Raw genomic sequence first — 21,604 nt, 5'->3', positions numbered from 1 at the left:
TAATAGTATTTGAATTAAAATTTAGGATTCTTATCTTTTGTATTTTACTTCCTCATTTTTATGTATATCTAAAGTATTCACTATTTATTGTTGTTTAAGTATATTAATTCAATATCTCCATCAACAAATCCTAATCCAACTGCCTGTAATTGGATTAGCTTATTAGAGTATTCTCCTACTTTCATGTACTCTTTTATCATTTCTTTTATAAATGTCATACTCTCTCTCCAATCTGATATATCATCATATATTGGTATAGAAAATAAACTTTCTTCCGTGGAAAATATTTCATCACATGCCCAATCATCATCTTCCTCATTAAATATATCTGATCCAATTAATTGAATATCATATGTCTTGTATTCACCTTCATATAAATTAAAGTTTAGAGCAATAACATTTAGTGGCATTTTTTCTAAATGATTATTTAACCATGCATAAAACTTTTTTGTAAGCATTATAACTATCTCTCCTATTATTCTAATATTTAATACAACTATATCTATTTTATTTTTATAAACTCTTTATTTCTAAAAAGTCAAATCCTGTCAGATTATTTTGTTCAATAACAGACTTAATTTTTTCAGAAATAAATATTGGTATAGTACTATTTTTTAATCTAAAAATATGATGTCCACTTACCTTTTCACCGTTTATTGCATATTTAGTAATTGATATAAATTTTTCGTTATCTAATTCAAATTCACTATAATCTGAATGCTCTAATTCAATTGCATCTACAATATCTAATATATTAATAACTTTATATGATGATGTAATACTATTATCTAATTCATTTTTTATATTTATGTTCAGATATTGAACATCGGCATTAATATATTCATCACATAAACCAATAAATTTATCTGATACAACCAACCACCCATAAATATTAAATAAATAATCAGTAAATAATTCTCCGTTATTTGGATTATACTTAAATTCAATATGATCTTCCCAATTGTATATATATTGACCTATAGTAACTATATATTCATTTATTTTACCTAAATTTCCTTTTTCACAACTAATACAGTTATGTGAATTTCTATGGTTATACATTAATTCATAATATTTCATTTTGACCTCCTACTACCTATTTTTTATTCCAATAAGCTTTATATAGCATATCTGGATTATCACTTATTTGTTTTTTTAACTGATTAAATAACGTTAAAAACTTACTCTTGTCACCATTTGCAACACGATCAAATTCTCTCATTTTATTAAGTACAAATTCATGATATGCGTATGGATGCCTTCCTTGATGTGGTAGACTAGCTTTATTCCAATCTCCATCTAAATTAAGGCTATATTTACTTGTTATATTATTAAAAGAGTTTGTATACTTTGAGCTTTTATTAGTTGCAAAATGATGTATTTGATTAGGCTTAGACGCTTTGACCTTTTTTCTCCTTACCCCTGAATAATCATTATGCACCAACACACTAGCATCAGATACAAAATATGTATGGAAATCTTCAACCTCGAAGTTATATACCCTTATCAGTTCATTGTGAACTACTTTATCTATCTTCTCAACTGTAGACTTATCACCTGACTGAAGAACTACTACATCCCCTTCTTCAATCATACTTGCTGGTATCCAGCCTACGCCATCAATATAGAACACATGCTGTTCAGTAGCCTCAATAACTTCTCCCGCTACTTTAATATAAAGTATTGTATCTGTTTCTTTTGCAAAAGTTTGTGCTACTTTTTTAAGGGCTACTTCTCCTGTTTCTGGATTTTGTGCCCATACCAGGTCGCCTTCTTCAATATCCTCTATTGGAACTAATCCGCCTTCAGTTGATATTAAAGTTCCTGCTGTAAAACAACCTTTTTTAGTTATTTTACATCTAACCGTACGATATGTTTTGGTAACCTTTCTACTTGCTTTTCTATAAGACCTTTTTGCAACTACTCTAGTTTTCCTTGCAACCCTATAAACTCTCTTAGCTATAGCCTTTGTGCTCTTACTTTTTTTGGCTATTTTAGCAACTCGTTTTAAAACTTTGCCTACTTTTAGTGCTTTAAATGGGTCTATTGTTCCAAGTACTGCTCCACCAACTATAGCTCCTGCTTTTTTCCAACCTTTTAGGTTTTTCTTCTTAGCATACTGATATCCATCATATGCCCCCCATGCAGCATCAATTGCGAGCAAAATTGGGAAATGACCACTCGGATCTGTATATGATATTGGGTTATTTGCACAATAAGCATATAGATGTAAACTACTTGGGTCTGTGAATTCTCCACGATAAGTATCTTCTGTTAAGAATCTTCCATCTTCAGGATTGTAGTATCTTGCATTCAAATAATACAGTCCTGTTTTATTATCGTAAATTCCACCTGTGTAACAGATTTCGTTGTAGAAGTTTTCATCACTGTTTATTTCAGTTTCACCAAAATCAGTGTATTCATAAGATACTTCACTTTTACCTTCTACGTTTACTAGGTTTGTCGTACTTTCACGCATGTCCTTGTTGTAGAAGTAGTATTTTTCACCTTCGTTGCTTGAAATATCTCTAACTGTGGCGATGGCATTTCCACTAGCTCCCATTAGGTTAAGGCTAGTTACTCCAGTAAGTTTTTCAACATTCTCCGGTTCTTCCAATTCTGTTGATGTATCAGCTTTACCAGTTGTATAAAGTACTGAATCGTCTTGGTAATAGTACTTAGTTGATTGACCATTTTCTGATTTTTCAACTCTTTGTCCATTTCCATTGTAAGTATTTACTTGATTTAATGTTACTATACCAGCTTTTGTAAACATGGCATTGTCCATGCGGTTTGCTGCATCGTAAGTGTAGCATTTTACTTCATTTGTTATACTATCTGATTCTCTTAGCTGATTTCCATTTAAATCATAAGTATAAGCTTGAGCAACGGGATGAGTCTGAAGCGATAGCGAAGACTTAGACGTTGGCGATATGATCAAAGCGAATTTTTATTGGATAGTGTGATGTGGGATTCTCCCTCATCCTCAGTTGATTCTTCACTTCCATCTTTTGAATCTTCTGATCCAACTTCCACACTTGAAACTAACTGGTTTAGTGAGTTATGTGTGTATGTAGTTGTTTTTCCATCTTTGGCTTCTTTGACTCTGTTACCTACTTTGTAATAAGTATAAACAGTGCTACTTATTGAATTTGACACATTATCACTTATATTTGTTTCTATAAGTCTACCAAGTTTGTCGTATTCATATTCACGTAGTTCATCTACTATTGTGCTAGGTGAGTCTTCGTAACTTTTACTATCAATATAAATAATAACCACTACTCTTGTAAAACTTATAAATATAATTACATTCAAAAAAGTATTGCATAGCAAATGTAGTTGCTATGCAATAACTAAATTTTTATTTAAATGTATAATATTTACAAATAATTACTTCTAGAGAAATAATTTTTAGATTTATAATACAGACAAGTATTTATGTATTTAATATATTTCATATCCACTTTCTATTAAATTAATTAGTGGCTTAGATATATATTCTTTCTTAATTCCATTTTTAGCATTTACCTCAACTTTAGGTATCTTTTTTCTTATCCATCTACATAGTTTTTGGTATAATTTATCTAAGTTTGGATCTTTATAAACTAATTCATCTTCATCATAAAAAGAATTTTCAAACCACAATCTCCCACGTGACATATCTTTGGTATTTTCTCTTATGATTGTTCTATTAAATTCTATTACAGGTGATTTATATAAATCTAAATATACTCTTCCATTATCTAAATCATTCAAGGTATAATCTCCAAACTTATCATTATAAATATATAACTTTCTCCAGTGTCTTACAGAATTTGAATTCGGTAGTGTATCAATTACTTTTAATAATCCATTATCATCTTCAAATAATACTACTGCCGATTCTTTTATAAACTCAAAAAATTCTTTTTCTGCTTCATCATCCATAAAAAAAATAATTTGTTTACCCATATTTTCATATCCTTTCTATCTATCATAAGCATGATATATTATTTTAGCTCCATTATAATCTGATGATTTTCTAATATCTCTAATAGCTTTTATTTCTCTAGATACAGGCTTCTTATGTCTTTTAGTAGTTCTTCCAACTTGATGAATTTCCATAACCCTTCCTTTTGAGTCATAAGCAACAATGTCGGCATATCTCCTTTTCTTATATCCCCCAGAAGTGTTAAATCTATATTCAGTATCGTAATCTAAACCTCGTTTTTCTATTGACTTTATTACTTTATTTGTTTTGGCTTGATGTCTTTGACCACCTTTCTTCCCATTTGGATTTGGGCATGCATTATGTACAAGCACACTTGCATCAGACACAAAATATGTATGGAAATCTTCAACCTCAAAATTATATACAGTTATCGCTTCATTATAAACTACTTTATTTATCTTCTCAACTGTAGACTTATCACCTGATTGAAGAACTACTACATCTCCTTCTTCAATCATACTTGCTGGTATCCAGCCTACATTGTCTATATAAAATACATGATGTTCAGTAGTCTCTATAGTCTGTCCTGCTACTTTAATATATAGTATTGTGTCTGTTATACTTTCAAAAGTTTGTACTACTTTTTTAAGAACTAATTCTCCTGTTTCTGGATCTTGTGACCATACTAAAGTTCCTTCTTCAATATCCTCTATTGGAACTAATCCATCTTCAGTTGATATTAAAGTCCCTGCTGTAAAACATTGGCCAGGTCCTAGCTTACACTTTTTCTTGCTAGGTGGTCTAGACATTTTTCTTCTTTTAGATACTCTTTTTAATGAACGTTTAGATTTACTTGCTTTCCTTGCAACCCTATAAACTCTCTTTGCTATAGCCTTTGTGCTCTTACTTTTTTTCGCTATTTTAGCAACTCGTTTTAAAACTTTACCTACTTTTAGTGCTTTAAATGGGTCTATTGTTCCAAGTACTGCTCCACCAACTATGGCTCCTGCTTTTTTCCAACCTCTTAGGTTTTTCTTCTTAGCATACTGATATCCGTCATAGGCTCCCCATGCAGCATTAATTACGCCCCAAACCGGGAAGTGGCCACTTGGGTCTGTATATGCTATTGGGTTATTTGCACAATAAGCATATAGATGTAAACTACTTGGATCTGTGAATTCTCCACGATAAGTATCTTCTGTTAAAAATCTTCCATCTTCAGGATTGTAGTATCTTGCATTCAAATAATACAGTCCTGTTTTGTTATCGTAAATTCCACCTGTGTAGCAGATTTCGTTGTAGAAGTTTTCATCACCATTTATTTCAGTTTCACCAAAGTCAGTGTATTCATAAGATACTTCACTTTTACCTTCTACGTTTACTAGGTTTGTTGTGCTTTCACGCATGTCCTTGTTGTAGAAGTAGTATTTTTCACCTTCGGTGCTTGAAATATCTCTAACTGTGGCGATGGCATTTCCACTAGCTCCCATTAGGTTAAGGCTAGTCACTCCAGTAAGTTTTTCAACGTTTTCTGGTTCTTCTAATTCTGTTGAAGTATCAGCTTTTCCAGTTGTGTAAAGTACTGAATCGTCTTGGTAATAGTACTTAGTCGATTGACCATTTTCTGATTTTTCAACTCTTTGTCCATTTCCGTTGTAAGTGTTTACTTGATTTAATGTTACTATACCAGCCTTTGTAAACATGGCATTGTCCATGCGGTTTGCTGCATCGTAAGTGTAGCATTTTACTTCATTTGTCACACTGTCTGATTCTCTTAGCTGATTTCCATTTAAATCATAAGTATAAGATTTATTTGATAGTGTGGTGTGGGACTCTCCCTCATCTTCAGATGATTCTTCACTTCCATCTTTCGAATCTTCTGATCCAACTTCAACACTTGAAACTAACTGATTTAGTGAGTTATATGTGTATGTAGTTGTTTTTCCATCTTTGGATTCTTTGACTCTGTTACCTACTTTGTCATAAGTATAAACAGTGTTGCTTATTGAATTTGACACATTATCTCTTATATTTGTTTCTGTAAGTCTTCCAAGTTTGTCGTATTCATATTCACGTAGTTCATCCACTATTGTGCTAGGTGAATCTTCGTCACGCTGAGTTGTACTAGTGTAGTTATTATATAAATATTCACTCATTATATGGTTATTTTTATTGTAAGTGTATTCATATTTTTCTAGTACTTCATTGTTTCCACTATCAGTGTAAGTAATTCCTGTAGCTCTTCCAAAACTATCGTAGTCAAAACTTCTAAGTGTGTAAGTGCTTGTGCTTCCTTTTGCAAAGTCTCTGTAATCTTTTATACTTGCAACTTTTACATCGTTTAAGTAGTTATGCTATTCCAATAAAAAATATACTCCAATTATATAATAATATAATCAGAGTATATTTATATACTATAGCAATATACTTCTTCTAGGTAATTTATCAAGCTTTAATTCTATAATTTGCTCTTCTACTGTTTTTCTTATTTTTTCTGGTTCTTTTATTTCTTCAAATATCTTAGAAAAAACTTTATCTTTATCTTCTTCAGTTAGAGTTGATAACTGTTTTATTTTTTCATTTGCAAAAACAACCGACTCTTTTATTATTGATTCATTTCCACTCCAACCAGCTAAATATAAGACTGTTTCTATTATACATATTTTATCACTATGATAAAGATTACTATACGCTTCTTTTAATCTATCTAGTAGTTCATTTATATGTATATCCCCCTCTATTGGTACTATAGCCTTATTTTTTAATGCTTCTGCTATTTTCATATATTTATCTGGCTTACTAACTGTTGTCACATAGTTGAAGTTGTCCGTTATATTAAGAGATGTACTAACAAAGCCTATATTATTAGCTAAATTATGTATATATAATGTTGGATAATACATATTTTTATTAGACCCTATCTCTAATAAAATTCCGACTACTATTGGTCCTAAAATATTCATTAAAGACATATTTCCCTCTATCTCCATGCATGGAAGTAGTTCATGCCATTGATTTGTAACTTCTTTTTTCATTAATTTTGTATAATTTTTTCCTGGCATTCTTTATCACTCCTTATCTTTTATTTTTAGGATTAATTTCTAGTATTCTCGCACCAATTGGTCCTTGGCTTTTAATTTTATTTCTTTGTCTTTTAGACAACCCTTTACCTGGATTCTTTACAAATTTATAATCATATACAATATTTCTCTTCTCATCATGTACGTCTAATCTTGAACTTCCTTTTCTTCTTTTTTTATCAATGCTACCACCATAATATGAGATTTCTGTACGTAATCCTCTATCTCCATACATTCTTTGGTACCTATCAAGTAATTTCTTTGAATATGAATGTTTTTTAATTCCTGCAACTCTTCCTGGATAACCTATTTTTCTCTCAGCCCTATTAGCTACTTCTTGCACTAGCTTTCTATTCGCATGAGGTTTTGATACCTTCTTACTTTTTCTAACCGCAGAAATAGCTTGTTTCTGAGACTTAACGTTAAATTTATTGACTCTTTTTAAAATTACTTTAGCAGACTTCTTTTTATTAGCTACTCTTCTTAATACTTTTGTTCCTTTTAATAATTTAACTTTCTTAAATGGATTTATTGTTCCAACTACAACATATCCAACAATAATTCCAGCTCTCGCTACGCCTTTTATATTTCTCTTCTTAGCATACTGATATCCGTCATATGCTCCCCATGCAGCATCAATTGCGAGCAAAATTGGGAAATGACCACTCGGATCTGTATATGATATTGGGTTATTTACACAGTAAGCATATAGATGTAAACTACTTGGGTCTGTGAATTCTCCACGATAAGTGTCTTCTGTTAAGAATCTTCCATCTTCAGGATTGTAGTATCTTGCATTCAAATAATACAGTCCTGTTTTATTATCGTAAATTCCACCTGTGTAACAGATTTCGTTGTAGAAGTTTTCATCACCGTTTATTTCAGTTTCACCAAAATCAGTGTATTCATAAGATACTTCACTTTTACCTTCTACGTTTACTAGGTTTGTCGTACTTTCACGCATGTCCTTGTTGTAGAAGTAGTATTTTTCACCTTCGTTGCTTGAAATATCTCTAACTGTGGCGATGGCATTTCCACTAGCTCCCATTAGGTTAAGGCTAGTTACTCCAGTAAGTTTTTCAACATTCTCCGGTTCTTCTAATTCTGTTGATGTATCAGCTTTACCAGTTGTATAAAGTACTGAATCGTCTTGGTAATAGTACTTAGTTGATTGAGCATTTTCTGATTTTTCAACTCTCTGACCATTTCCGTTGTAAGTGTTTATTTGGTTTAATGTTACTATACCAGCTTTTGTAAACATGGCATTGTCCATGCGGTTTGCTGCATCATAAGTATAGCATTTTACTTCATTTGTTATACTGTCTGATTCTCTTAGCTGATTTCCATTTAAATCATAAGTGTATGTTATAGTAGTATCTCTTATAAAAACTATTGCATAGCAATTATACTTGCTATGCAATAATCAAATAAAAAATTCTAATATTAAGTTTTATGTTATCTCAAATTTTAAATAAATGTTTATTTTTCTTTAATCGTTTCTTCTATAAAAAATTGTTTATACTTCAAATCTTCATCATCATAAAAGCATCTTCCTTCAGACTTCTTAACCGAAACTCTAAAATATTCTAATGCCTTATCTTTTTCACCAATTTCATAAGCTACCCTTCCTGCCCACAGTTCACGGTCTCCAGAATCAAAACGATCTAAAGCAGCATAAAAAATTTTATCAACCCATTCAAGCATAATATCAACATACTTACCTTCTATTGCCGCATCTAAAATATTTGCTACAATTGAATAACTTTCAGGATGCTCATATTTGTTATTTGGTATTTTATCCCATGCTTTAATAAGCAGTTGAATAGCATTTTCATAGTTCTTATTTTCAAACTCTTCATAATTTTGCATTATTAGTTTTTCAATTTCAATATCGATTTTATTTTTTTTATTTTTTGACCTTCCCATAAAACACTCCTAAATTAAATTCTTTACTACTTTAAAATATTTTTCATCGTCTTCTTCAAATATTTCTTTTCCTTCAAGCATATATGCTTGTAATAAATATTCTTTAGCTTTATACATATTATCTAGCTCAAAGAAGCACTGTCCTATTCTTAATAAAATAAATGGATTTCCTATTCCGTCTGGACATTTTAATGCCTCAAACATATAATTTAAACATGATTCATAGTCATTAGCTAGAAAACTTGCATCCCCTAATGTTGCATAAATCCATGTGCTTGCTTCCCAAATGTCTTTAGGTTGTGGAATTAAGTTCAATGCCTTTTTTAAGACTTCTATAGACTCATAAAATTTGCCATCTTCAATAAGCTCATTTCCCTCATCACTTAATTCCATTATTTGTTCGTATATTTTATCATCTAATTCCATATCTTTATTCTCCTATATTTTTAATTTACTGGTGGTAAATATTTTTGCTTTAGTCTTGCTCCACTTGACCTATTAATACTATAGTAAATATATCAATATGGATATACTATCTAAAGCTATCACATATACATGGACTTACTTCATATATGTGAATAATATTATTTTTAATCACCGATTGATACTATTCCAGTTCCCATTGATAAAGCTGCTTGCGCCATACTAATCAAGTTCTTCAACATGACAGTCCATACTTTCAGTTCTTCCACCAGTATTAGATTTTACTACAGAATTCCTTCCCTTTAAAGTACTATTTATGCCACTCTTTATGTCAAAATTTTCATTAAAACTAGGCTTATTTTTATATGTAGAACTAGAACCATGCCTATCAACAAATTTCTGTTTCACCAAAGTCAGTGTATTCATAAGCTACTTCACTTTTTCCTTCTACATTTCTATCATAAGTATCTGCTATACTTATGTGTCTTTCAAAACTTACAATTATAATTGTACTAAAAAGTATTGCATAGCAATTCTATTTGCTATGCAATAGATAAACTGTAATTTATAATATTAATACTATATTTGATTAAAAATCTTTAATTAATCTTCCTCTTAATACCATACAAATAATTTATTAAAATATTCATATCTCTCAACACATATTCCATATTTAAGATTTTCATCAACTAGAACTAAATCACTATAGCCCTCTTTAAATTTAGAAAATTCGGCTATATCACCTAAATACTTAAAAAAATCTTCTACTTTTATTCTTATTGCTCCACATTCTCTATCTTCATGATGAAGCAATATTGCATTTTCATAAAAAAATATTTTAAATATCTTCTCTAAATTTGCTACTTTATTTAGATTAGGTTCTACATCTATATTAATTTTTTCTTGATTAGGTAATGTATCAATTTTATTATAAACCTCTTCAGATATTCTAATAGTATCTTCAATTGAAATAAATGAATCTGCTCCTAAACAATTTATAACGCTATTCCATGTCTTACATATGGAATTTCTTTTTGACTTAATTTTTAATTCTTTAATTCTTTCGCGTCTATTATCTCCATTATTCATATGCTTACCTCCTCTTCACATTTTATCTTCAGCATGTTTTATAATATACTTCTTTTTGCCATCAACATAAAATTCATGAACTGTTCTATTTTCTGAAGTCCCATTATAAACAATCTTATCAATATCCTCTACTATTGCTCTTTTACCTGATTGAAAAACTACTATATCTCCTTCTTCAATCATACTTGATGGTATCCATCCTACATTTTCTATATAAAAATTTACTTCGTTCATATCGCCAATGAGATACTTTCGTTACCACTTCATGTAACTCAGTTACTTAAATATCATGTTGCTAAATAGAATCTATTACTTCTCATTCTTGTTTTATCCAAAGTATAGTATCCATTTCTTTTACAAAAGTTTAAGCTCCTTTTTAATAAAAAAAAGATTAAAAATAAAATATCATTAAATATCTTAATTTTAACCTTTCAGGTAAATTTAACTCGTAAATTATTTATCTAATTATATTTAATATTCTAATAAGTTTCTTTTTAATCCTATTAATATAGTTTGGTCAGCTTCAAACTCAAATTTCAACATTTGTCCCGTATAGCTTGCCCCGATTTGACCTTTCACCTCAAATCTTGATTTATCTACAAATAAAAATTCTACATATGCATCGCTATCATAATCTTCTAAGCACAGATTTCCGGTAAGATTATAAAGAATACAATTTATTTCTTTTACATATTGCTGAACTTTTTCTACTGGAATACAAAAACTATAACCTCCTGCAAATCCATTTGATTTTACATTTATGGCATACGTCGCATATCCTTCTACTGTATATAAATGTTCAAGTGACATTTCTTCTTTTTCTGTTTTATATATAATTATATCCATTATAAAATCTCCCTTTTTATTAGATAAGTATTTCTTTTCACCTATGTATTATCTTTAAATTTGAAGTCATCAAACATTTTTGTCTTTTGGTTGTATACAAAATGCACCTCTACACCCTTTATATTTCTACTCATTTTTACCCATCCATCATCATCATGCCACTTAGGATCACCTAATCTCATTCCTCTTTTTTCCTTTAGATTAGTAGCTCCCTTTAATGGATTAGATTGTACTTCATGCATCACCATTTGTTCTGTAAATGTATTAGGTATTGTTCTTCCAGTACTACCTCTTCCAGCAGTTTTAACTGGATTACCGACTCCTTTAGGCTTATTTGCTACACTCTTTTTCCTATTTCCTTTTCGATATTTCTTAGTAGATTTTTTAGGTGAGTTAATTTTTTTCTTGCTAGAAACCTTACTTACTTTTTTAGTTATTTTTCTCAAACTAGCTTTAGATTTACTTACTTTTTGTACGGCTTTAGAAACTCTCTTAGCATAGACTTTCGTACTTTTAGCTTTTTTCGCAATTTTTACTATTATTTTTGATTTTTTAGCTATTTTTAGTGCTTTGAATGGGTCTATAGTTCCAAGTACTGCTCCACCAACTATGGCTCCTGCTTTCTTCCAACCACTTAGGTTCTTCCTTTTAGCATACTGATATCCGTCATATGCTCCCCATGCAGCATCAATTGCGAGCAAAATTGGGAAATGACCACTCGGATCTGTATATGATATTGGATTATTTGCACAGTAAGCATATAGGTGTAAACTGCTTGGATCTGTGAATTCTCCACGATAAGTATCTTCTGTTAAGAATCTTCCATCTTCAGGGTTGTAGTATCTAGCATTTAAATAATATAGCCCTGTTTTATTATCGTAAATCCCACCTGTGTAGCAGATTTCGTTGTACTTTCACGCATGTCCTTATTGTAGAAGTAGTATTTTTCACCTTCGTTGCTTGAAATATCCCTAACTGTGGCGATGGCATTTCCACTAGCTCCCATTAGGTTAAGGCTAGTTACTCCAGTAAGTATTTCAGTGTCACCTGGTTCTTCTAGTTCTGTTGAAGTATCAGCTTTTCCAGTTGTATAAAGTACTGAATCGTCTTGGTAATAGTACTTAGTTGATTGACCATTTTCTGATTTTTCAACTCTTTGTCCATTTCCGTTGTAAGTGTTTATTTGGTTTAATGTTACTATACCAGCTTTTGTAAACATGGCATTGTCCATGCGGTTTGCTGCATCGTAAGTGTAGCATTTTACTTCATTTGTTATACTGCCTGATTCTCTTAGCTGATTTCCATTTAAATCATAAGTATAGCTTTTATTTGATATTGTGGTGTGGGACTCTCCATTATCCGATGATTCTTCACTTCCATCTGCTGAATCTTCCGATCCAACTTCAACACTTGAAACTAACTGATTTAGTGAGTTATATGTGTATGTAGTTGTTTTTCCATCTTTGGATTCTTTGACTCTGTTACCTACTTTATCATAAGTATAAACAGTGTTGCTTATTGAATTTGAGATATTATCCCTTATATTTGTTTCTGTAAGTCTTCCAAGTTTGTCGTATTCATATTCACGTAGTTCATCTACTCTTGTGCTCGGTGAATCTTCGTCACGCTGAGTTGTACTAGTGTAGTTATTATATAAATATTCACTCATTATATGGTTATTTTTATTGTAAGTGTATTCATATTTTTCTAGTACTTCATTGTTTCCACTATCAGTGTAAGTTATGCCTACGGCTCTTCCAAAACTATCGTAGTCAAAACTTCTAAGTGTGTAAGTACTTGTGCTTCCTTTTGCAAAGTCTCTGTAGTCTTTTATACTTGCAACTTTTCCATCGTTTAAGTAGTTGTATTCTCTAAGAAGTTTGTTGCTTACTCCAACTTTTGCTTCTATTTTTTGTAACCATTTATCACTATTGTAAGTGAATCTTAGTCCTTTTACATCACTAGATGTAGACGAAGGATATGTTACATTTGTTATGTTGTCGTCTATATCATACTCATAAGTAATTTTTTGACTATCTATTTCAGCATCTGTTGCCCAACCTCCTGATATATGCTCAGAATCTAATTCGGCATATCCTATTATTCTATTATTCTATTATTCTATTATTCTATTATTCTATTAAGCTTATCATAAGCAGAACGGACTTAATAAAAAACATTAAGTTTTCTATCAAGTCCATTTGTTTTAATAACATTTAAATTTTATATTACTCTTTTCTATATAATTTTTATAAAAAATTTATTTATTAACTACATTACAAATTAACATAGGTTGATTGTATTCTTCTATTTCATCATATTCTATAATATGATATTCATTTCTAACTGCATAAAATCTAATTGTTGCTGATGGACTTACATCTTCATCTCCAAGGTCAACTGATAAAACAATATCAAAAGATGTTTTTTTAAACTCATTCAACATTTGTACCTTTAGTTGCTCAATTATTATTAAAGCTTCTTTTAAGACTTTATCTAAATGACCATCTGAATATAAATATATCTCATTACCTTCCCATTCAAAATCAGATAATTCATCTTTAACAAAATTTACATTATCACAAGATAAACAAAATCCTTCTTTTATACAATAAAAATATTCTCCTTTTTTGCTACATCTCTTTTCAATTAATTTTACCTTATTATCATTACTTGTATATTCAATATCACTTAATAATCTTTTCATATCATAATTACAAAACATTTTATATCTCCTTATTATTACTTTTCTAAATATTTATAAGCTTTACTTAATCCTTTTGTTATATTTTTATCTTTCTTCAATAGTTTCTGAATCCTTGAAGGCGCTGGATTTCCATCAAAATCTGTGAATGTATTTTTCTTTGGGTCATAGTACCATTTTGTATTGTCAGGTTCATGGTAATGCACATTACCTCTCCCATTCCCAAAATTTTCAACATCTACTCTTTCCGTTTTCCCTCGTTGCCATGTAGTTTTACTAGTTGGTCTATTATTGCCAATCTTTTTTTTATTATCTGCACATGATCCCTTTTTATTATGTGTAAGCACACTTGCATCAGACACAAAATAGGTATGGTAATCTTCAACCTCAAAATTATATACAGCTATCGCTTCATTATGAACTACTTTATCTATCTTCTCAACTGTAGCCTTATCCCCTGACTGAAGAATTACTACATCCCCTTCTTCAATCATACTTGCTGGTATCCAGCCTACATTTTCTATATAAAATACGTGATATTCAGTAGTCTCTATAGTCTGTCCAGCTACTTTAATATATAGTATAGTATCTGTTATACTTTCAAAAGTTTGTACTACTTTTTTAAGAGCTAATTCTCCTGTTTCTGGATCTTGTGACCATACTAAAGTTCCTTCTTCAATATCTTCTATTGGAACTAATCCATCTTCAGTTGATATTAAAGTTTCTGCTGTAAAACATCGGCCAGGTCCTAGCTTACACTTTTTCTTGCTAGGTGGTCTAGACATTTTTCTTCTTTTAGATACTCTTTTTAATGAACGTTTAGATTTACTTGCTTTCCTTGCAATCCTATAAACTCTCTTTGCTATAGCCTTTGTGCTCTTACTTTTTTTCGCTATTTTAGCAACTCGTTTTAAAACTTTGCCTACTTTTAGTGCTTTAAATGGGTCTATAGTTCCAAGTACTGCTCCTCCAACTATGGCTCCTGCTTTCTTCCAACCACTTAGCTTCTTCCTCTTAGCATACTGATATCCGTCATATGCTCCCCATGCAGCATCAATTGCGAGCAAAATTGGGAAATGACCACTCGGGTCTGTATATGATATTGGGTTGTTTGTACAATATGCATATAGATGCATACTACTTGGGTCTGTGAATTCTCCACGATAAGTGTCTTCTGTTAAGAATCTTCCATCTTCAGGATTGTAGTATCTAGCATTCAAATAATACAGTCCTGTCTTATTATCGTAAATTCCACCTGTATAGCAGATTTCGTTGTAGAAGTTTTCATCACCATTTATTTCAGTTTCACCAAAATCAGTATATTCATAAGATACTTCGCTTTTACCTTCTAGATTTACTAGATTTGTCGTACTTTCACGCATGTCTTTATTATAGAAGTAGTATTTTTCACCTTCAGTTCTTGAAATATCTCTAACTGTTGCGATGGCATTTCCACTAGCTCCCATTAGGTTAAGGCTAGTTACTCCAGTAAGTTTTTCAGTGTCACCTGATTCTTCCAATTCTGTTGAAGTATCAGCTTTTCCAGTTGTGTAAAGTACTGAATCGTCTTGGTAATAGTACTTAGTTGATTGACCATTTTCTGATTTTTCAACTCTTTGTCCATTTCCGTTGTAAGTATTTACTTGATTTAATGTTACTATACCAGCTTTTGTGAACATGGCATTATCCATGCGGTTTGCTGCATCATAAGTGTAGCATTTTACTTCATTTGTTACACTATCCGATTCTCTTAGCTGATTTCCATTTAAATCATAAGTATAGCTTTTATTTGATATTGTGGTGTGGGACTCTCCATTATCTGATGATTCTTCACTTCCATCTGCTGAATCTTCTGATCCAACTTCCACACTTGAAACTAATTGATTTAGTGAGCATATGTGTAAATATATTTATTAAAAATCCCCCCACGATAAACTAAATTTTTATCATGGAGGGTTAGCTTCTATTAAAAATTACTTCTCATTAGCTAAATTATATTACTGACTTCTCAAATTATTAATTTTCATATTAATCAAAATCTATATAAATGCGATGTTTTCCGCAATGCAGACATTTGAATAGATATCCTTTAATTTGGCCATCTTTTTTCATTCCATCTTTTATTTCATCAATGTCAAATTTAAATTTTGATTGAATATCTTCTATTATTTCTTCTACAATATCCATTTCTTCAATTTCACTCCATGTTATATTCCCTAGAAAAGCACAATAATCTTTACAATGTGCCAACCAATGTGCTTCTTGAATACTATGATAAGACGGCGTTCTATAAATCAATTCTTCTAATTTATCTTCATCTTCTATTTCTTCTACACATTCACTATCTATAAATTCACCATCAAATTCTTCTGCAGCTCTTCCTGATTTGATACATTCTAGACAAATATACTCTATCTCTTCCTCAGAATAAAAAGGTCCATTGTAATATATATCAACTTCTTTGCCACAGCATTCACACTGTACTATTTCATCAGTAATAAATACACCATTTTTTATTGGATTAGGATGATATTTAAATTTCATCTTATTACTACTCATCTTTTTTCCCCTCCAAAATAGTTAATTTAAATATTATTGTATCAAAGGATTTCTTATTATCCTCATCTACTCCATTACATCTATATATTATACTGCCATCTTCACACACTTCTTTTTTCATAGCTTGACCACATGTCCAGAAGTATCCTTGCTCTTCTACAACATGATATATAACAAATTGTTTTTTATAAGGCACATATCCTTTAAAATACAATGCTCCTTCTTTTTGTAAGTAGCTATGCGTTATGGTAAGCATGGCATAATCTTCATCTTCACCCTCAAAATATAATCTTTCACCTTTATTATACTCACAACATATCCTTACTCTAGGTATTTCTATATCATTTGCATAAATAAGTTCTAGTTTAGCCCTAAAATTCTCATTCACATTTAACCTATCTAATGCATATAATGTTTCTCCTTCGAATTCTATAGTGCAAGGTTTATATGGATCAAAATTAGCCTCACATTCTTTATCAAATTCTAACTCAAAATAATTGAATGGTACCTTATTATCACTCATAATTTTCTCCTTATTTATATCCATATTTTTTATGAAATGCTGTATGTTCGCTAGCTGACATAACTTCTAAATTATTTATACTATTGCTTCCACCATTAACCCTATAAACCTTATGGTGTAGTTGAAAACTTTCTGATTTTCCTGTACTTTTATTGATCTTCCTTGGAGCTTTTCCTTTTTTCATTCTTATTATATTTTTTTCCGAATATTTAGATGAATTATAATGAGCTTCATTTTTCCAAAATCTCGATCTAACAGTACCCCATTTAGGATTATTTCCTTTATGAGTTTTTGAGTCAATTGGATCTCCTACTTTCCAACGTTTTGTAACATTGCCTGCACATGGTGCAGTATTATGTACCAACACATTTGCATCAGATACAAAATACGTATGGAAATCTTCAACCTCAAAGTTATATACAGTTATTAGTTCATTATGAACTACTTTATCTATCTTCTCAACTGTAGACTTATCACCTGACTGAAGAACTACTATATCCCCTTCTCCAATCATACTTGCTGGTATCCAGCCTACATTATCAACATAAAATACGTGTTGCTCCGTAGCTTCAATAACTTCCCCAGCTACTTTAATATAAAGTATTGTATCTGTTTCTTTTACAAAAGTTTGTACTACTTTTTTAAGGGCTATTTCTCCTGTTTCTGGATCTTGTGCCCATACTAAATCTCCTTCTTTAATATCCTCTATGGGAACATCTCCATTTTGTATTGATATTAAAGTTCCTGCGGTAAAGCAACCCTTTTTAGTTATTTTACAACTTGCGTACTCAAAACTTCTAAGTACGTAAGTACTTTTACATCTAATTTGCATTAACAAATTATTAAAACATTTAATTTTATAAATTTTATATAACTATATGTAAGCGTTGGGCACGTTGCATTCCACCTACATCATATTAATACTGAGAATAGACCTAATAAAAAAGAATATATTTTTTATTAGGTCTATTATTTTTTAAATATTTCTATTCTATACTACATTTTTTTACATAATTTTCAAACCTCTGAATCATCCAAAAATGAAATTCTTATTTCTATTAAGTTTGAAATAGACTTATTTTGTATCTAATATTTAATTTTTCTTCTTAACAAAATTAATATGATTTTTATATATTGTCATATAAGATATCCTTATACTTTATTAACTCACTGAAATAATAAATAGAAGGAATTTATAAAAAACTTAATCTATCTTTTATAAATTAAAATAATTTATAAAAGAATTAATAATATTATCATTTTTACTAATAATTAAAGTTTTGCTACTATCCCAAGCAATGATTTCTATTTCTGCTAAAGGATGTTGAATTGATAATTTATTTTTCCATAGTTCTTCGTTTCCATCTGCATACGGTAGTTTAAATTGTAATACATCATCTTTAGATATAGATTTACTAAATCCAGAAAAAACACCCCATATCCATTGAAAATTATCACCTCTAATAATATCTGATAATTCATCACCTGATAACCAACAATATTCGTTAGAAAATAATTCAATATTACTCTGTTTTTCTGGATAACACTCAATATCAGTTATAAGCCAATTATACTGTTTTTGTATATTTTCAATTCCTTTAAATATGTCATCTAAGGTTGTAAAACAATAATGTCTATCTTCTAATATAGCTCTTTTCAAAATAAAACCTCCTAACTATTCAATAATTTAAAGTCTCTTAGCTTTTCCTGATTTTCAGTCCCATTTATGTTCATGAGGAACTTTTGGATGTTGTTTTGGACTTCCATGGCCTGTAAATTATCCACGATAAGTATCTTCTGTTAGGAATCTTCCATCTTCAGGGTTGTAGTATCTAGCATTTAGATAATATAATCATGTTTTATTATCGTAAATTTTACCTGTGTAACAGATTTCATTGTAGAAGTTTTCATCTCCATTTATTTCTGTTTCACCAAAGTCCGTATATTCATATGATACTTCACTTTTACCTTCTACATTTCTATCACCTTCATTCAAATTCTTTTTTATAAAAACTAAAACTCAAATAATTAATGTTTGTAAATATATAAAAAGAAAGTAAAAGTATCAATACTGACAAATTTACTTTCTCTTTTATTTTAATTCAAGTAATTATATATTAATTGAAAAATTTAAAAATATTATTTTAGATATATTGAGAGTTCATTTAACGACTCTTCACATTCACATATATCTTCTCCAAAAAATTCTATTAATTTCTTTACTTCCTCTTTTGTAAGTACTATATCTTTATCACCTATTAGGATTTTTTTATTAAATAACGACTCTACTAAATTTCTCTGTTCTTGTGACATGTCATAATATTCTTGCCAAGCATCTAAGCCCTCATTCAAGCTTAGCAGTTGATTTTCAATTATATTTCCACTCTTTTTCATCAAATTTTCATAGTCACTATTTGACCATACTTGTCCTTTGTCCCCCCAAAAACAGTTGATATGTATGGCATTATTTTTCCATTAACATCTTCTAATACATATTGTAACGCTTCTTTCTTCGCAATTTCTATAATTAATTCATCTGCTCCTTCAAAACTTTTACATATGAATTCTTCTGTATAACTATTATAATTAATTTCATTATAATCTTGAAATACTGCAACCACTTTATCATCAAAAAAAGTTATTGTTCCTCTGCATCCAGCAGAATCTTGTGTACTATAATTTATGCCATCCCATGAATGTTCATTTGATAATTCTGGATACTCTCCAACCATTACTGCATGAGCAATTGATGCTAATAAACATCCTTCTTTTAACTTATCTAATTTTATTTCTTCTATTTTTTGAATCATTAAATATCTCTCCTATACTATTTATTTGATTTTTCTCTATTTAGCTTACGGGACAGAACTTGTGCATTACTATAACTATTACTTCCACCTTTTGACTTTGGAATGATATGATCAATTTGATATTCATCTGGATCAGGTGTTACTCCCTTTTTGCTTTTTTTAGGCTTAACTAAAGTTTTAAAATAGTCATCTGGTGAATCTGATTTTACAACTCCTCCATTTCGACTTATGTTTTCCTCTATAATTTTTCTTTTCTGAGCTTGTGTGAAATTTTTCCCTTCTCCGACACTCTTGCCATCTTCTAAATGAGAATATGGTCCTTGGTTCCCACACGGTGTAGTATTATGTACCAACACACTTGCATCAGATACAAAATATGTATGGAAATCTTCAACCTCAAAGTTATATACAGTTATCAGTTCATTATGAACTACTTTATCTATCTGCTCAACTGTAACCTTATCACCTGACTGAAGAACTACTATATCCCCTTCTCCAATCATACTTGCTGGTATCCAGCCTACACCATCAACATAAAATACATGTTGCTCCGTAGCTTCAATAACTTCCCCAGCTACTTTAATATAAAGTATTGTATCTGTTTCTTTTACAAAAGTTTGTACTACTTTTTTAAGGGCTATTTCTCCTGTTTCTGGATCTTGTGCCCATACTAAATCTCCTTCTTTAATATCCTCTATTGGAACATCTCCATTTTGCGTTGATATTAAAGTTCCTGCTGTAAAACAACCCTTCTTAGTTATTTTACACTTAACTTTACGATATACTTTAGTAGCCTTTTTACTTGTTTTTCTATAAGATTTCTTTGTAACTACTTTAGCTTTCCTAACAGCCTTATAAACCCTCTTAGCGTAAACTTTTGTACTCTTACGCTTTTTCGCTACTTTTACTACTCTTTTTATCTTTTTAGCTACTTTTAATTTTTTAAATGGATTTATCGTTCCAAGTACTGCTCCACCAGCTATAGCTCCTACTTTCTTCCAACCTCTTAGATTCTTCTTCTTAGCATATTTATATCCGTCATATGCTCCCCATGCAGCATTAATTACGCCCCAAACTGGGAAGTGACCACTTGGATCTGTATAAGCTACTGGGTTATTTACACAGTAAGCATATAGGTGTAAACTACTTGGGTCTGTGAATTCTCCACGATAAGTATCTTCTGTTAAGAATCTTCCATCTTCAGGGTTGTAGTATCTAGCATTTAGATAATATAATCCTGTTTTATTATCATAAATTCCACCTGTGTAACAGATTTCATTATAGAAGTTTTCATCACCATTTATTTCTGTTTCACCAAAATCCGTATATTCATATGATACTTCACTTTTGCCTTCTACATTCACAAGGTTTGTTGTACTTTCACGCATGTCTTTGTTGTAGAAGTAGTATTTTTCACCTTCAGCACTTGAAATGTCTCTAACTGTTGCAATAGCATTTCCGCTATTTCCCATTAAATTAAGACTAGTTACTCCTGTTAATATTTCAGTATCATCTGGTTCTTCTAGTTCTGTTGAAGTATCAGCTTTGCCAGTTGTATAAAGTACTGCATCATTTTGATAATAGTACTTAGTTGATTGACCATTTTCTGATTTTTCAACTCTCTGACCATTTCCATTGTAAGTGTTTACTTGATTTAATGTTACTATACCAGCTTTTGTAAACATAGCATTATTCATGCGGTCTGCTGCA

General features: G+C 30.5%; 26 protein-coding genes and 1 pseudogene. All 27 read right to left on the bottom strand.

Annotated features, from left to right (window positions below; translation table 11 throughout):
- Window positions 1-80 precede the first annotated feature (80 nt).
- The 27 genes and pseudogenes from TVTCOM_RS07115 to TVTCOM_RS06985 all read right to left on the bottom strand — a co-directional run bounded on the left by TVTCOM_RS07115 (window position 81) and on the right by TVTCOM_RS06985 (window position 21,591).
- Complete coding sequence (locus tag TVTCOM_RS07115) at window positions 81-458, bottom strand: hypothetical protein (protein ID WP_434799153.1); 378 nt, start codon at window positions 456-458, stop codon at window positions 81-83.
- A gap of 55 nt (window positions 459-513) precedes the next feature.
- Window positions 514-1,080: an imm11 family protein gene (locus tag TVTCOM_RS07110; protein ID WP_434799152.1), complete on the bottom strand. Its 567-nt coding sequence runs from the start codon at window positions 1,078-1,080 to the stop codon at window positions 514-516.
- A gap of 16 nt (window positions 1,081-1,096) precedes the next feature.
- A complete protein-coding gene (locus tag TVTCOM_RS07105; protein WP_434799151.1) occupies window positions 1,097-2,941 on the bottom strand; it encodes a polymorphic toxin-type HINT domain-containing protein in 1,845 nt (614 codons plus the stop codon).
- A complete protein-coding gene (locus TVTCOM_RS07100; RefSeq protein WP_434799150.1) occupies window positions 2,938-3,318 on the bottom strand; it encodes a hypothetical protein in 381 nt (126 codons plus the stop codon). The genes TVTCOM_RS07105 and TVTCOM_RS07100 overlap by 4 nt, the downstream gene beginning before the upstream one ends.
- A 129-nt stretch (window positions 3,319-3,447) precedes the next feature.
- Entirely contained in the window at window positions 3,448-3,954 is a 507-nt protein-coding gene (locus tag TVTCOM_RS07095) for a hypothetical protein (protein WP_434799149.1), read from the bottom strand.
- Window positions 3,955-3,969: 15 nt separating this feature from the next.
- Window positions 3,970-6,090 (bottom strand): polymorphic toxin-type HINT domain-containing protein, encoded by a 2,121-nt coding sequence (locus tag TVTCOM_RS07090; protein WP_434799148.1) that lies wholly within the window; start codon window positions 6,088-6,090, stop codon window positions 3,970-3,972.
- A gap of 258 nt (window positions 6,091-6,348) precedes the next feature.
- Window positions 6,349-6,996, bottom strand: coding sequence for a hypothetical protein (locus tag TVTCOM_RS07085; RefSeq protein ID WP_434799147.1), 648 nt, complete (start codon window positions 6,994-6,996; stop codon window positions 6,349-6,351).
- A 13-nt stretch (window positions 6,997-7,009) separates the two neighbouring features.
- The gene (locus tag TVTCOM_RS07080; protein ID WP_434799146.1) at window positions 7,010-8,434 is read right to left on the bottom strand and encodes an RHS repeat domain-containing protein; all 1,425 of its coding nucleotides are present in this window, start codon (window positions 8,432-8,434) and stop codon (window positions 7,010-7,012) included.
- A gap of 59 nt (window positions 8,435-8,493) precedes the next feature.
- On the bottom strand, window positions 8,494-8,940 hold the full coding sequence (locus tag TVTCOM_RS07075) for a hypothetical protein (RefSeq protein ID WP_434799145.1): 447 nt from the start codon (window positions 8,938-8,940) through the stop codon (window positions 8,494-8,496).
- 9 nt (window positions 8,941-8,949) lie between these two features.
- On the bottom strand, window positions 8,950-9,366 hold the full coding sequence (locus TVTCOM_RS07070) for a tetratricopeptide repeat protein (RefSeq protein ID WP_434799144.1): 417 nt from the start codon (window positions 9,364-9,366) through the stop codon (window positions 8,950-8,952).
- Window positions 9,367-9,585: 219 nt separating this feature from the next.
- Window positions 9,586-9,771, bottom strand: a complete 186-nt coding sequence (locus tag TVTCOM_RS07065; RefSeq protein WP_434798210.1) for a hypothetical protein — start codon at window positions 9,769-9,771, stop codon at window positions 9,586-9,588.
- A gap of 207 nt (window positions 9,772-9,978) precedes the next feature.
- Complete coding sequence (locus tag TVTCOM_RS07060) at window positions 9,979-10,452, bottom strand: YxiF family protein (protein WP_434799143.1); 474 nt, start codon at window positions 10,450-10,452, stop codon at window positions 9,979-9,981.
- Between the two features lie 15 nt (window positions 10,453-10,467).
- Complete coding sequence (locus TVTCOM_RS07055) at window positions 10,468-10,686, bottom strand: hypothetical protein (protein WP_434799142.1); 219 nt, start codon at window positions 10,684-10,686, stop codon at window positions 10,468-10,470.
- A 237-nt stretch (window positions 10,687-10,923) separates the two neighbouring features.
- Window positions 10,924-11,298, bottom strand: a complete 375-nt coding sequence (locus tag TVTCOM_RS07050) for a hypothetical protein (protein ID WP_434799141.1) — start codon at window positions 11,296-11,298, stop codon at window positions 10,924-10,926.
- 41 nt (window positions 11,299-11,339) lie between these two features.
- Window positions 11,340-11,999, bottom strand: a complete 660-nt coding sequence (locus tag TVTCOM_RS07045; RefSeq protein WP_434799140.1) for a hypothetical protein — start codon at window positions 11,997-11,999, stop codon at window positions 11,340-11,342.
- A 69-nt stretch (window positions 12,000-12,068) separates the two neighbouring features.
- Window positions 12,069-12,182: pseudogene (locus tag TVTCOM_RS07040) on the bottom strand (RHS repeat-associated core domain-containing protein); the annotation flags it as partial.
- Entirely contained in the window at window positions 12,149-12,967 is an 819-nt protein-coding gene (locus TVTCOM_RS07035; RefSeq protein WP_434799139.1) for a hypothetical protein, read from the bottom strand. The pseudogene TVTCOM_RS07040 and the gene TVTCOM_RS07035, both read right to left, overlap by 34 nt.
- Window positions 12,968-13,558: 591 nt before the next feature.
- Window positions 13,559-14,023 (bottom strand): hypothetical protein, encoded by a 465-nt coding sequence (locus tag TVTCOM_RS07030; protein WP_434799138.1) that lies wholly within the window; start codon window positions 14,021-14,023, stop codon window positions 13,559-13,561.
- Between the two features lie 17 nt (window positions 14,024-14,040).
- Window positions 14,041-15,870 (bottom strand): polymorphic toxin-type HINT domain-containing protein, encoded by a 1,830-nt coding sequence (locus TVTCOM_RS07025; protein ID WP_434799137.1) that lies wholly within the window; start codon window positions 15,868-15,870, stop codon window positions 14,041-14,043.
- A gap of 160 nt (window positions 15,871-16,030) precedes the next feature.
- Window positions 16,031-16,561: a CbrC family protein gene (locus tag TVTCOM_RS07020; protein WP_434799136.1), complete on the bottom strand. Its 531-nt coding sequence runs from the start codon at window positions 16,559-16,561 to the stop codon at window positions 16,031-16,033.
- A complete protein-coding gene (locus TVTCOM_RS07015; protein WP_434799135.1) occupies window positions 16,554-17,084 on the bottom strand; it encodes a hypothetical protein in 531 nt (176 codons plus the stop codon). Before TVTCOM_RS07015 ends, TVTCOM_RS07020 begins: the two co-directional genes overlap by 8 nt.
- 10 nt (window positions 17,085-17,094) lie before the next feature.
- Complete coding sequence (locus TVTCOM_RS07010) at window positions 17,095-17,916, bottom strand: polymorphic toxin-type HINT domain-containing protein (protein ID WP_434799725.1); 822 nt, start codon at window positions 17,914-17,916, stop codon at window positions 17,095-17,097.
- Between the two features lie 384 nt (window positions 17,917-18,300).
- The gene (locus TVTCOM_RS07005) at window positions 18,301-18,744 is read right to left on the bottom strand and encodes a hypothetical protein (RefSeq protein ID WP_434799134.1); all 444 of its coding nucleotides are present in this window, start codon (window positions 18,742-18,744) and stop codon (window positions 18,301-18,303) included.
- Window positions 18,745-18,936: 192 nt separating this feature from the next.
- Entirely contained in the window at window positions 18,937-19,080 is a 144-nt protein-coding gene (locus TVTCOM_RS07000; protein ID WP_434799133.1) for a hypothetical protein, read from the bottom strand.
- A 143-nt stretch (window positions 19,081-19,223) separates the two neighbouring features.
- On the bottom strand, window positions 19,224-19,478 hold the full coding sequence (locus TVTCOM_RS06995) for a hypothetical protein (protein ID WP_434799132.1): 255 nt from the start codon (window positions 19,476-19,478) through the stop codon (window positions 19,224-19,226).
- The gene (locus TVTCOM_RS06990; protein WP_434799131.1) at window positions 19,478-19,894 is read right to left on the bottom strand and encodes a hypothetical protein; all 417 of its coding nucleotides are present in this window, start codon (window positions 19,892-19,894) and stop codon (window positions 19,478-19,480) included. Before TVTCOM_RS06990 ends, TVTCOM_RS06995 begins: the two co-directional genes overlap by 1 nt.
- Window positions 19,895-19,911: 17 nt before the next feature.
- Window positions 19,912-21,591 carry a polymorphic toxin-type HINT domain-containing protein gene (locus tag TVTCOM_RS06985; protein ID WP_434799130.1) on the bottom strand — a complete coding sequence of 560 codons (1,680 nt, stop codon included), beginning with the start codon at window positions 21,589-21,591 and terminating at the stop codon, window positions 19,912-19,914.
- Window positions 21,592-21,604 lie beyond the last annotated feature (13 nt).

Source organism: Terrisporobacter vanillatitrophus (genome assembly GCF_051148895.1).
Lineage (GTDB): Bacteria > Bacillota > Clostridia > Peptostreptococcales > Peptostreptococcaceae > Terrisporobacter > Terrisporobacter vanillatitrophus.
This window is presented reverse-complemented; position numbering and strand designations above follow the sequence as displayed.